Genomic DNA, 13,425 nt, shown 5'->3' with positions numbered 1-13,425 from the left:
CTTCTGACGTTATGCCCAAAATTTGCGACGGTATCGGCTTGGCGATTGTCCTGTGAATTTCTTGAATACTTTGCAAAAATAACTATGGTCCGAATATCCCACCATGCTGCTGATTTCGGAAATAGTGACATCCCCGTTGCGAAGAAGCTCTTCCGCCTTTTCGATCCGGATTTTGTTCAAATATTCGTTGAACCCCTCTTTTTGGTGGGAAGAAAAATAACTCGACAAATAGGATGGATTAAAGTGGAAATGCTTGGCGACGTCGGCAAGGCCGAGCGGCTGGTCATAATGCTGATGCATATACTCCAGCAGCATGCTCATATTGGGATCGCTGCGTTTTCTCCCGCCGCCTTGCAGGCATTCTTCCACTTCCAGCATGAACTTTTCGAGCACGTCCAACGCCTCGTTCAAACTGGATGCTCCGTCCACATTTTTGAAGTAGGCATACTTGCTCTCGTCAAGCGAACCGGACTGTACGTCCAGATCCGCCAGTGCGATGGTTACGTTAAAGATCAGGTTGCCCAAAAAGGACTTGATCTCGAATACGTCCGCGATGTAATCGCGTCCGAGCGACTGCGCATATTGCTTTAAATACTCCCGGGCCGCTTCCGTGCGGTTCCGTCTGACGTGCTGGACAAACATGTTTACGTTAAACTGGTAACCGGCAGGATGCAGCGCTGGCAGATCGGTTTCTACCAATATGGCCTGATGCTCATAATAAAAGCGGTATTCCAGCAGCTTCAGCAGACGATCCCGGTAAACGGCCCCCATATGCTGAATGGACGGAAAACGGTCGGTCAGCACCCAAGCAGGAGCGTTCACACCAGCCCCCGAACCCAATGCCAATTGCCTGATCTGTTTCACCAGGCTTTCGTCGAGGGACGCTTCCGTATTCAAAATGAAGACAGGCATTTCCCCTTCTGCGGGGAGGAGGGAAATCACCGCATCCGGCAAAGATTTCCGCAGTCCGGATTCTGCATATTCCCGGCCCGTCAAGGCACCGGCCTGCCGAAGCGATTCTTCGGGCCACGGACACGCAAGCAAGCGAAAAGACCCATGCGGAAACGCTTCGTTGACCACATCCAGTTCCGCATCTTCCTCCAGCGTGAATCCGGACAGCATTTTCTCCATCAAATGGCCGATTCTCCACCCTTCCTCGGCGGGCTCGAATTGCAATTCCGGAATTTTGCCCGCAGTTCGCTGCAGCACCTCCAACAACTCGTTCGTGTCCAGCTTTGGTTTCAAAATATAATCTGCGGCCCCGTGCTGAAGCGTTGAACGAACATATTCGAATTCGCTGAAGCTGCTGAGTACGATCACTTCGATCTGCGGATGATTCGCTTTCAGCGTACGGACGAACGTCTCGCCGTCCATAACCGGCATGACAATATCCGTAATAACGATGTCCGGCATCAACCTGCGGACCTGTTCAAGCGCCTCTTCGCCGTTGGAAGCCTCACCCACGATCTGAAACCCTTCGGCCTCCCAATTCATGTGATGCTTGATGCCCTGCCTTACGAGAAATTCATCGTCCACAATCAGTACCTTGCACAAACGGTTCATGATCGCGACCCCCTTATTCTAGTGTTTCCTCTATGTCTCTGCGGATACTCGTTTCTACGCTATAGAAAACCACAGATAAACCCCACCGGGCCACAGCGAGAGCAGTACCATCTTCCCTCAAGCGAACGCTTCACTTTTCCAGATTGGTGCTGCCTCCGTTTCTGTTAGCGGTTACAATATGTTCAAAATCCGATACCAAGTCGGTACATCTTGTTATATCCCAAAATATTCGTTTAAGCAATGGGATTAAGATTGGATCGAGCCGTCCGGAAGACTCTGGAACACGGCAATCTGTATGCTCCCCTTTGCTTATTTTACAACAAGTTGTCCCAAAAAAAGAAGCCATGTTCCGCCCGGAACATCAGGCGTTTCATGACTTCTTCCAACATTCTCCTACGGATGACGGTTAGGGCTCAATCCCCCACTGCAGCGTGCCGGACACATATCCCGTTACTTTGGACCAGTTTTCGTAGGCGGTCCTCCCTGCGGCAAACGAATAATCGTCCGTCTGCGTAAAGTTCGTCCAATCGGTTTTGGAGAACCGGACCTGAATTTCGGTGCTTTGCCCTGCGGCCAATGTGCCTGCCGAAGGGGCAAAGCCGATTTCCAGGACATGATCCGCACCGTTCACAGCCGCAGGCAGTGCACTGAACGTGCCCGTCACATTTGCGCTTCCCGCCGTGGCCCAGTCACAGAAGAAGTTCAGCGGCTTTTCGCCATCGATGGTGTAATAATAACGGATATTTACGTCCGCCAGCTGGAGCGGGCCCGTTCCGGTGTTGGTCAGTTTAAACTTCGGGTTGACCGAATTGGCGGTGGCGGCCGTTGTTCCATTGTACATTTCGATTCGAATGCTTCCTTCAGGCAGAGGAACCTGGGTAGTATCCTTGACGGTTACACTCAGCGTGGCGTCGTTGCCTGCGCTAAACTGGAAAACGAGCGATTGCACGCCTTTAGACAGCGTCGCAAGATACGTTTTGCTCAACACCACCTGGTTTCCGGACAACGTATAATCCGATCCTTGCACTAACACATGATTGCCGTTTCGGATCGAAGCCAGCGTATTCCCGTTCAAGGTAAGCGCTACGGGAATGTCGGCCTGCTTGTCTGCGTTAATGTCAAATTCAGCGGTTTGGGGCGATATGCCGGAATGGGACACCGGCGGCGTTCCTCCGCCGTTGTTTCCGCCTACAGGATCGGCATACAAAATGCCCCGGCCGTTGGTGCCCAGATACACTCTGCCATAAATGCGCGGATCACCCGTAATCGTGGTTACCCGGGCGTACTGATGCGCGTCGTCATTGATGCGCACCCAGCTTGCTCCGCCGTCGTCCGACCTGAAAAACCCGCGCGTTCCGTCAATCTGGGCAACGACATACAGCGCAACGGAATTCCGGCCAGGCGCGGCTTTGCCGAACCCGATGCTGTCGGCTTCCTCAACGTTGGATAGCTTCACGAAGCTCGCTCCCGAGTCGGTCGAATGCCATAGCCCATACGGACCACCGTCTTCGTTACCTCCGGCAAACCAGAGTTCGCCTTCCACCCCGGGAACGGCATCCAGATCGGCATTGCCATCCACCGGCAAGCCCGCTGCCGCCGTTTGGCTGAACGCGGCTCCACCGTTTACGCTGACATAGATTTTTCCGGCAGCGAAGCCGTAAAACTTGTTCGGGTTCACCCGATCGGAAATCACTTTGGCCTGTGCAGGAATACCCGTGCTCGCCGTCCATGAATTCCCGCCCGTTGACGAATAATGGACTCCCTTGTCGGACGTGCTCCATACCAGCTTGCTGCCGTCGGCCGAAATGGCCACGGTGCCGCCGCCTGCCGTGCCGGCCGGTTCGGCGTTCGCTTTGTACCAATTCGTTCCTCCGTCGGAGGACAAGCCGATGGATTTGGCATTCGGGTCTGCCGCATAATCCGCTTTCCCTACCCGAACCATGGTGCTTGGATTCAGCTCGGCAAAATCCAGGCTTTCGGTCGAAGCATAGTTGGGACTGGAGAACATCTTCGCCGGCGGCTGGTCCAGATCATCGTGACGGAAGCCGTTAACGTCGCCTAAGCCGCTCACGAGATGGGCTCCGCTCGGCGGGCTGACCAGGTCAAGGACGGCCATTTCTTCTACTCCCTTGGCCATGACCGAAATGTCGATCTTTTCATTATTGTCCCAGTTCGTCAAATTGTTCGTACCGTAGATCGTGGCTCCCGTGCCGTACATCATGCGGTCTGAATCAAAGGGGTCAATCTCCAGATCGCCGATCATCCACCCCAGCTTCGGCGATACTTCCGGCGGTGCCGGGGTCGTGCCGAACGTCAGCCAAGGTGCTGCAGATATATTCTGGGCATAACGGAACTTGCGGTTCGGATAACCGTCGAATTCCCAGATGCGGGTCCATGTCGTTCCGCCGTCCGTGCTGCGGAACAAAATGGCGTCCGGCCACCATGAATTCAGCGTCGCAACCATCAGCGTGCCCGGCTCTTGGGCATCCACGGCCAGCCCGCCATACCCGAAATAATTGTCCGCGCTGCTGCTTGGTATGGGACTGATGTTGGTCCAGGCTCCCGTGGATGTGTTCAGTTTCCATACATCTCCCTTGGTTCCGTCATACGGGCCAACGCCGTTGCTGTAGGTGATATACAGGCTTCCATCCGCATCAAGCACGCCATGATGCGGCAAGTACCCCGTCGGCTGTCCTGGCACCGCTGTCCAAGTCGCCCCGCCGTCCGTGCTGCGATAGATGCTCTGTGCCGTATCTGCAACACCGACATAGATCGTTTGGGTTGCTTGACCGGCATGGCCGGATGACTTGTCGAACGTAATCCACGCGAGGCCGACGATGTCGCTTTGATATTCGTTCGCAGGATCCTGAACATAAGTACCCGGATTGGGAAAGCTCGTTACTTTGCTCCAGGTTGCCCCATAATCCGAGCTTTTCCATAACCCGTTGCCGCTGCGAGCGCCGAAATAAAGGATGCGATTGTCGTTCGGATCAACGACCAAACGTTCTCCCATGGATCGGCCCGGCATGTTGCCGCCCACCTTAAACGGCAAGGTTGTCGTCTGCCACGTATTGCCCCGATCCGTCGAGCGTAAAATCGACCCGTTGTTTTTGTCCCAGGAGTTCGTGTACGTACCCACTGCCAAATACACGCGATCCGGATCGACGGGATCGGTAGCCAGCGCATCCACACCGTTTTTGTTCCAGTCGTCCCATCCGACGAAATCGGTTAGCGGAATCCAGCTCTCATTTTCGGGATTCCAACGGTAAGCGCCCCCGATATCCGTCCGTGCATAGATAAGGTCCTTCTCGGATTCATTGAAAATGATGCCAGGCACAAATCCGCCGCCCGCACCGGTCACTACGCTTTTCCACGTATACGGCTCACTCGGGGCAGCAGATGTCATTTCAGGCAATGCAGCAAAGGAGCCGGCAGCCAAGGCTACCGCCAAACCTGCCACCCGCAGTTTTTTTCCTAAAAACGTTTTCATTACATTCAGCCTCCTCTACGTTATATTCCAAGCCGATCGTTCATTGGCAATCCAATCTCTCACAACCTACCGAACCAGGAAGATTCATGCACGTTCTGAAACGGATATGGCAATGTTCCGTAACTGTCAGTCCTCACCTCCATTCCAATGGATTCTCGATCGTTAAGCGCTTTCATAACCTTGTGTTCGATGACTGAATATGGATATTTTTCTCAATAAATAACATTCGATGGAAATCTTCTTTTACCTTCTGCCTTATTTCCGTAATTCAACATTTTTTTGGCCACCCGCCATTGACTGATGGTCCGCGCAGCTTTTTCCGTCGATTGGCAATCGCACAACTCATACGCATGGAACTAAAGGCGATGCTCTTCTCACGCCAAACCAAAAAAAATAGACTGAACAGCAAATGCTGGTCAGCCTATTCAGCCAGGACATCATGGTTGTCGCCATGCTAAACCCGGTCTGCTTCCATCCCGCGTTACGCGGTGATCATTCTGTGTTCCGCGGTATCGGTACAAGCCATTCCATCAGGGGCAACTCCATCTTACGCTCCATTCCGTTTACCGTATGCATGTGTTTCCTGCCCCTTAACGCCTGGCCGAACAACAAAGACGGAGCCTGCATCCGGCGTTTCTTGCAGCCGTTCCTCACGAATTCCGGTTCGGGCAGTCGTTATGTACAGGTCTTCGAGGTTTTCTCCGCCGAAACAGCAGGAGGTCACTTGGTCCGCTGGCACATCGATTCGCTGCAAAAGTTCTCCCGTGTCCGGATTCCAGCGGGTCACGCAGCCTCCGCCCCAATGGGCTACCCATAACATGCCTTCGGCGTCCACGGTCATGCCATCCGGGAACCCCAATGCTTCCGGCACCTTGATGAGGGTTGTCCGGTTGCTTAACGTCCCGCTCGTCAGGTCGAAATCAAAACGATCGATGCAACGCGTCGGCGTATCGATATAATACATCGCCGTCCGATCCGGGCTCCAACCGAGCCCATTGGAAGTCGAGACTCCCTTCACCCATGTGCGTACAGGCTGGCCTTCTTCCAGACAATACAATGCACCTGTTCCGCTTTCGTTTCGCATGCTCATCGTGCCTGCCCAGAAGCGGCCGTGAGCATCGCATTTGCCATCATTGAAGCGGTTTCCATCCAATCCCTGCTCGGGATCTTCAATGAGCTGCAATCGGCCTGTGCGCAAATGAAACGCATGGAACCCGCTGCGCAGCGCCACCATAACCTCGTCGCCTTGATAAGGAACCACCGCGCCAACATGCTGTCCTACGTCGAATGCCTCGTCCAGTCCTGTAGCCGGGTCATACGCATGCACCTTGAAGCCTTCGATATCCACCCATAACAAACGGCCGTTCTCCGCGTCCCAGCTCGGACCTTCGCCCAACAAGGCCGGTACTCGTATTGCAACGTTCACGTTACTCATGCAATCACGTCCTTTTGGATATTGTTGAATTTGCCAGATATGCTTGGGGATGAAACCAGCGCAGCATGGCGAGCAAACATTGCCGCGGCAAATCGCCGGCTGCCCGACAACGCCTCGCTTCGTTCATTGTTGTTACGCTTTCGGCGCGCCCGACCATTCGAAACCGATCCCATCCAAAAATGCCTTGGACAAAATCATGTGTCCCGTCGCATCCGGATGAACCCGGTCATGCGTGAGCACCGACGTGTAGAAATGGTCCCAGAACGGCGCAAACGCAGCCTGCGTATCCACGAATACGGCGTCGTATTCGCTCGCGATCCGGCGAACGGCCTCTCCGTAAAGATCCATCGTTGCCCGCATCGGATCTTCCGGATTGGCTTCCAGGTAATACGGTGTCATGAGCACAAGCCCCTTCAAAGACGGACGTACGGATGCAACAAGCTCGCGCAGCGTGTTTTCGTACTCCTCCAGGAAGACATGCGGTTCACCGGATATCGGATGGTCGAACTGGCGCCAAACGTCGTTGATGCCGATCATGATGGACAACCAATCCGGCTTCAGGTCCAGGACGTCGCGATCCCAACGGTGCTTCAAGTCGCGAACCGTATTTCCGCTCGTTCCCACGTTCCGAACACGCAGCATCAGTTCCGGATAGATGGAGCGCAGCAGTGCGTAAACCTGGGCCACATAACCGTGACCGAGTCCATGGCTGCCCTCTCCTACCGGATGCTGGCGGCCACAATCCGTGATGGAATCGCCGATAAAAAGCAATGTATCGTTTTTTTGCAGTTTCATTTTCGATATCTCCTTCGCGCCCATTGGCATTATAAAGGTGCAAGCCTGTCCGGCAGCATTACCAGCCTTGGTTTTTAAGCCAAGTCAAGCACAGGTCCGCCCATACGCGGACAGCAGGCATGTCATCGGCAAGCCCCAGGCCGTGAGAGCCTTTTTCAAAGACATGCAGTTCATACGGAATCCCGTGCTCCGCAAGAGCCAGTGCGAAACGCAAACTGTTCTCTGCCGGAACAAGCCCATCTTCGCTGGTATGCCACAGGAAAGCTGGCGGAGCATCGGCCTTAACCTGTTTTTCCGCGCTGTACGCCGTAATCAGTGCTTCGGATGCATCCGCTCCAAGAAGGTTTTCCCGCGATCCGGCGTGGCCGTAATGGCCCATGGTGATGACCGGATAGCAAAGAATGATGCGGTCCGGACGGGAGCTCACACGCTCCACCGGATCTTCATGGTCCGGTTGCCCCGGATCGTAAGCCGTTCCAAGCATGGCCGTCAAATGTCCTCCGGCCGAGAAGCCGAGCACGGCAATTTTGGAAGGATCGATGCCGTACTGATCCGCATGTGCGCGGACATGGCGAATCGCGCGTTGTCCATCGCTCAGCGGTGCCGGCTGCTGATGCGGAGCAACGCGGTATTTCAGTACAAATGCGCTGATTCCTGCACGATTCAGAAGTTCGGCGATCGGTGCGCCTTCATGGTCGGCCAGAAAGCCGTAACCTCCTCCGGGGCACACGATGACAGCGCTATCGGACCCAGGCTGGATAAACGGAATCAAATGCGGCATTTCCTCTTCGCGACCCTGGGCCGCATGCGGCGCAGCGCCATCCCACAATGGTATCGTCTGTGTCAAATCAATCATCCTCTCTTCTGCTAACGGACGCTAAGCGTCCGCCTGCGCTTCTCCCATTTCCAAAGAATCGATATCATCATAACGGCAATGACAGCCGTGTAGCAATATCAGACTGGCATGAGTGTTGTTCACTTTGTAACAGCTTACAGGAAAATCGGCCCTCTCGACAATCCCCCTTCTCACACCCATACCCGTAGCATATCAGTACAACGTTCGAAACTGCTCCGGGGTTACTCCTTCGATGCGCCGGAACGTTGCCACAAAATGGCTGACATCCCGAAACCCCACTTTCGCCGCCGTTTCCTTGATGGTCAGCTTGGTATCACCCGTCAACCATTCTTTCGATTTGCGGATGCGGAGCAGGATGAAATAGCTGTACGCGGTCATGCCGAAGGATTGTTTGAACAGCGTATTCAGATGCCTTGGCGAAATGCCCGGAATCGCCGCCATCTGTTCCAGCCCGATGTCGGGATCGGCATAGTGCTGCTCCATGAATGCGATCAGCGGGGCCAGCCGTTCCACCGCATGCGAGATCGATGAGCGGCTGCCGGTCATGCCGTGTTTTTTGAGCAAGATCAAAAATCGGTACATGTCCGCCGACGCCTCCAGCCCGGACAAATCCTGGTCGCTGCCGATGGACGCCAGCACCTCCCGTCCGTAGTGCTCCAGCGGGCTGTTCAGCTCCCACTGATGCAGCGCCGGTTCGCCCAGGCCCAGCGCCTCCGTGATCGCTGGGCACTGGGAGCCGCTGAACGTGATGTACAGCGTCTCCCATCGTCCCTGAGACCGCACGTATTCATGAGGAACGTTGGGCGGGAGAAGAATGCCCGAACCTTCCGCCAGAACGACCGTAGAACCCGCAAACTTGAATTTGCCTGCCCCTTTCACCGTCTGAAGCCAATGGTAGCAAGGATATCCGGCAGGCCTTGTCACATTTTCCTGGTTGCCATTGTAACCGATGCTCTCAATGTATAAGGGCAAGGGCTGGTCCCTTGACGTCATGAAATACCGCTGATGCTGCGGTGAAATCAACATATGGTGCCTCCTCTCGGTTCGCCCTCGGAATTGTATTTCCATATTCTTATATCCTTCAATACTTTTCTTATATTTTAATAGTTTTAGGATTCAAATAATATAGAATTATTCTTATACAAGAGGTGGGCATCATGATCAGCGGCAAACTGCCTAAAATTTTCTATGGCGGTGACTACAATCCCGAACAGTGGGACCACGAGACACATTTGGAAGACCTGCGCATGTTCAATCTGGCCGGCATCGACATCGCCACGGTCAACGTATTTTCCTGGGCATTGATTCAGCCTGACGAGGTGACCTACGATTTCGAGGGCCTTGACCGGATCATTAACAGCCTGTATGAAAAAGGCATATATATTTGCCTGGCTACAAGCACTGCGGCACACCCGGCATGGATGGCCAAACGTTACCCCGACGTGCTGCGCGTGGATGCGGATGGACGCAAGCGCAAATTCGGCGGACGACACAACTCCTGCCCGAACAGCCCCACGTACCGCAAATATTCCGAGAAAATCGCGGACAAACTGGCCGAGCGTTACAAGGATCATCCCGCCGTGCTCGTATGGCATGTCTCCAACGAATACGGCGGCGACTGCTACTGCGACAACTGCGAGAAGGCGTTCCGCGTATGGCTGAAGCAGCGTTATTCCACCCTGGACCATCTGAACAAAGCCTGGAACACCAACTTCTGGGGCCATACGTTCTATGATTGGGACGAAATCGTGCTGCCAAGCAATCTGAGCGAGCATTGGGGCGAGAACAACTCTACGTTCCAGGGCATCTCGTTGGATTATTCGCGTTTTAACTCCGACAGCATGCTTGACTGTTATCGCCTGGAATACGACGCCATCAAGAAACATGTACCGGATTCCGTCGTTACGACCAATCTGATGGGCTTTTTCAAACAGCTCGATTATTTCAAGTGGGCAAAATACATGGATATCGTATCCTGGGACAGCTATCCCGGCCTGGCCACGCCGGTCAGCTTCACGGCCATGGCCCATGACCTGATGCGCGGCCTGAAGGCCGGCCAGCCGTTCATGCTGATGGAGCAGACGCCAAGCCAGCAGAACTGGCAGCCGTACAACTCCCTGAAACGCCCCGGCGTCATGCGCCTGTGGAGTTATCAGACGGTAGCCCACGGCGCGGATACGATCATGTTCTTCCAGCTTCGCCGTTCGATTGGAGCCTGCGAAAAATATCACGGCGCAGTCATTGAACACGTCGGTCACGAGAACACGCGCGTGTTCCGCGAGGTTTCACAGCTGGGGCAGGAACTGCAGATGCTGGGCGACACCACTTTGGATGCCACCGTCGAGTCCAAAGTGGCCATCGTATTCGACTGGGACAACTGGTGGGCTATCGAAAAATCAAGCGGACCTACCGTTGCGCTAAAATACGTCGACCAGATCCACAAATACTATGCGGCCTTCTTCCGCCGCAACATCCAGGTGGACATCGTCAGCGTCGACGCTGACCTCGGCAAATACAACATCGTGCTTGCCCCGGTGCTCTATATGGTCAAGCCGGGTTTTGCCGAAAAGCTGGAACGGTTCGTGGCTGCCGGTGGCACATTCCTGACCACGTTCTTCAGCGGCATCGTGAACGAGCACGATCTCGTAACCACCGGAGGTTACCCGGGCGAGCTGCGCAAGCTGCTTGGCATCTGGGTCGAAGAAATCGACGCACTGCTGCCTGAGCAGAAAAACCGCATCGTCGTCGAGGCCGCTTCCGGCCTGCTGCAAGAGGAATATGAATGCGGCATGCTGTGCGATTTGCTGCACAGCGAAGGTGCCGACATCATCGCCAGGTACGGCGACGATTTCTATGCAGGCATGCCTGCCGTTACCCGCAACACCTTTGGCAAAGGAAAAGCATGGTACGTAGCTACGGATCCGGAGGAACGTTTCCTGGATGCATTGCTGGGCAAAATAGCCGCGGACAACAACGTCGAATCCTTGTTGGAGACACCGGACGGCGTTGAGGTTAGTGCCCGTACTAAAGACGGCAAATCGTTCTTGTTTGTCATGAATCATAATGCTTCCCTGCAGACATACGATCTCGGCGAAGAAACGGCTTATGAGCTGCTGACGAAACGCAAGCTTTCCGGCAAGGTCGAAATTGCCGGTCGTGACGTACATTTGCTGCAAAGGGGATAGACCCGGTGGATAAGATACAAACTGTTACAATCCGGCCCTTTGGATCCGAGTAATCCTGCCAACTAATCTGGTTTTCGCTCCTCCTGTTTCATAAGAAAGGGGATTTATATCTGCAATCCGCTACTTTCCGTATCCGTTTAGACGGATACGGTTTTTTTTACCAGCAAAGCCGACCGGCAAGTCAGAAGGAAAAAAGTTCTCCCGAAGCGAATTGGACGAGACAACACTTATCGCCACCTGCCGGAAAGCGTTTAAATACCTGACGATTCCAAGAATCATTGCATTTTTAAACAAAAGCCTTGTCCCATTAGTGACATGCAAGCTGTCACTGATCTGCTGTTACAATGGCTTTGCACCATCATCCTTTCCGGCGGCGGCGCAACCCTCGAAACGGAGTGGCTGACATGAACAAGATAAACCGGCTGGCTGCCATTGTGATGGCATTGCAGCAAGGTCATGAAACGGCGCATTCATTGGCAGAAAAATTTGAAGTGTCCCGCCGTACCATTTTGCGTGATATTCAGTCCCTGTCAGAAATGAATGTGCCCATTATCGCCATTTCCGGCCCGGGGGGCGGCTTCAGGCTCATGGACGGTTATGTGCTTCCCCCATTGCAATTGGACCCGGACGAAGCCGCTACGCTCCTATTTGCGCTTGAAGGACTAAGTCATTATGCGGACACTCCTTTTCAGGAGAAACGCTGGACGCTGATCGATAAAATCAAGAGCATTATCCCGGACGAGGTCATGAATCGGATCCATCCGATGCTCAAACAACTGCAGCATCATGTACCGCAACGCCAGTACAGCCTTCAGCATCTGGAGCCCCTTCTTGCCTGCATCCCCGAGCAAGGCTGGCTATCCATTCTTTATCGCTCTGCCTCACGCCAGCGCTGGCTGCAGATCCATCCGAAACGTTTATATGCTTCTGCCGGCTTTTGGTACTGCGATGCCTATTCCGAGGAACATGGAGAAGTGCGTCTGTTCCGGGTCGACCGCATCATGGAAGCCCGCAGCATCGAAAAGAGCAAATGGCCGCAATTGAACGAATCGGTTCGCGAACACCTGGCCCTGGCGCGTCCGCCAGAAGGACTGGACATTCCCATTCGGGCCCACTTGAGCTATAGAGCCATGATTGAAGCCGAGCAGGACGAACATATCGGCGAACGCATGACGGAGATCGCTCCGGATCTATGGGAACTCGCGTTTCACTGCCCTCCCTCGGAATGGGACTGGGCCGTTCGTTTCTTTTACCGCCTGGGCAGGGAAGCCGAAGTGCTGGAGCCGGAAAAACTTCGGGAGGAGATCAAGCGTCAGGCCGAGGAGGTTTGCTGCATGTACCAATCTTCCAGCCGGAGTGGATGTACATCCCCTTAATGAGGAGAATGACGAAATCATGATCAATGAACCATTGGTAACGTTTGAGGAAGCTGTTTTACGAATCACACAGGCCGGCATATTGCCGCTGGCTCCGCTTTTTCCCGATTACCCGTCCCTATCCTCGTTGACGCCCAAGGAAAACTGGCACCGGGACACAGAGCTCGACCCCTGGTTATGGCGCTCCAGACTGGCGGAGGAAGGCATTGCGGCTTACGGAAAATTCGTGAAAAAGAAAGCCGTACTGGTCTCCCGTGAATGTTTTCCCTGGTTTCATCGCATACTGGCCGGCACCGATTCCGTCACAGAGCAGTATGATGCCGGTAAGTTATCCCGCGAAGCGCTGAGGCTCTACGAATTGATCGAAAACAAAGAGGGGATCGATGGCAGGACATTGAGGTCGCAAGCAAACTTGCGGGCCAAAGAAGACAAAAAAGCGTTCGATCAAGGGCTGCTTGACCTTCAAAGCAAAACAGCCATCGTCATCAGCGGCACCAAGGAAAAGGAAGGGCTTGCCGAAGGCAAAGCTGCCTGGAACAGCTCGGCTTACGAAACAACCCGACACTGGATGGAGCGTCAGGGGATCAAGCCTTTCGAAGGCAGTATTGATGAAGCACGTTCCCTGCTGCTCTGCAAGCTTGAAGCCCATACTTCACCGGCGGCCCTCTCAAAAATAAAAAAAGCCTTGATCGACGTCGTTTAATGCAGACGAAATCCCGGGAGCA

The 13,425-nt window shown here is 54.1% G+C and carries 9 protein-coding genes; 3 read left to right on the top strand and 6 right to left on the bottom strand.

All coding sequences use genetic code 11. The features are described 5' to 3' along the window. Positions 1-9 precede the first annotated feature (9 nt). The 6 genes from SNR34_RS10460 to SNR34_RS10435 form a co-directional block, all read right to left on the bottom strand. Entirely contained in the window at positions 10-1,563 is a 1,554-nt protein-coding gene (locus SNR34_RS10460) for a response regulator (protein WP_486181846.1), read from the bottom strand. A gap of 406 nt (positions 1,564-1,969) precedes the next feature. Beyond that, positions 1,970-5,053, bottom strand: coding sequence for a X2-like carbohydrate binding domain-containing protein (locus tag SNR34_RS10455; protein ID WP_486181845.1), 3,084 nt, complete (start codon positions 5,051-5,053; stop codon positions 1,970-1,972). Between the two features lie 547 nt (positions 5,054-5,600). Continuing rightward, positions 5,601-6,488: an SMP-30/gluconolactonase/LRE family protein gene (locus SNR34_RS10450; RefSeq protein WP_486181844.1), complete on the bottom strand. Its 888-nt coding sequence runs from the start codon at positions 6,486-6,488 to the stop codon at positions 5,601-5,603. 132 nt (positions 6,489-6,620) lie between these two features. After that, the gene (locus SNR34_RS10445; RefSeq protein ID WP_339277388.1) at positions 6,621-7,283 is read right to left on the bottom strand and encodes an SGNH/GDSL hydrolase family protein; all 663 of its coding nucleotides are present in this window, start codon (positions 7,281-7,283) and stop codon (positions 6,621-6,623) included. A 58-nt stretch (positions 7,284-7,341) separates the two neighbouring features. After that, positions 7,342-8,139, bottom strand: a complete 798-nt coding sequence (locus tag SNR34_RS10440; protein WP_486181843.1) for an alpha/beta hydrolase — start codon at positions 8,137-8,139, stop codon at positions 7,342-7,344. A 192-nt stretch (positions 8,140-8,331) separates the two neighbouring features. After that, positions 8,332-9,165, bottom strand: a complete 834-nt coding sequence (locus SNR34_RS10435; protein WP_236417891.1) for an AraC family transcriptional regulator — start codon at positions 9,163-9,165, stop codon at positions 8,332-8,334. A gap of 131 nt (positions 9,166-9,296) precedes the next feature. On the opposite strand from SNR34_RS10435, the gene SNR34_RS10430 reads away from it, so the two are divergent. The 3 genes from SNR34_RS10430 (at position 9,297) to SNR34_RS10420 (ending at position 13,403) form a co-directional block, all read left to right on the top strand. Then, positions 9,297-11,324, top strand: coding sequence for a beta-galactosidase (locus SNR34_RS10430; protein WP_486181842.1), 2,028 nt, complete (start codon positions 9,297-9,299; stop codon positions 11,322-11,324). A 404-nt stretch (positions 11,325-11,728) separates the two neighbouring features. Beyond that, positions 11,729-12,700, top strand: coding sequence for a helix-turn-helix transcriptional regulator (locus tag SNR34_RS10425; protein WP_343259556.1), 972 nt, complete (start codon positions 11,729-11,731; stop codon positions 12,698-12,700). A gap of 19 nt (positions 12,701-12,719) precedes the next feature. Continuing rightward, positions 12,720-13,403, top strand: a complete 684-nt coding sequence (locus SNR34_RS10420) for an AlkZ-related protein (RefSeq protein WP_486181841.1) — start codon at positions 12,720-12,722, stop codon at positions 13,401-13,403. Positions 13,404-13,425 lie beyond the last annotated feature (22 nt).

It is taken from the genome of Paenibacillus sp. XP01 (assembly GCF_057364885.1).
The sequence above is the reverse complement of the archived record's forward strand: the minus strand, read 5'-3'. Positions and strand labels throughout refer to the sequence as shown.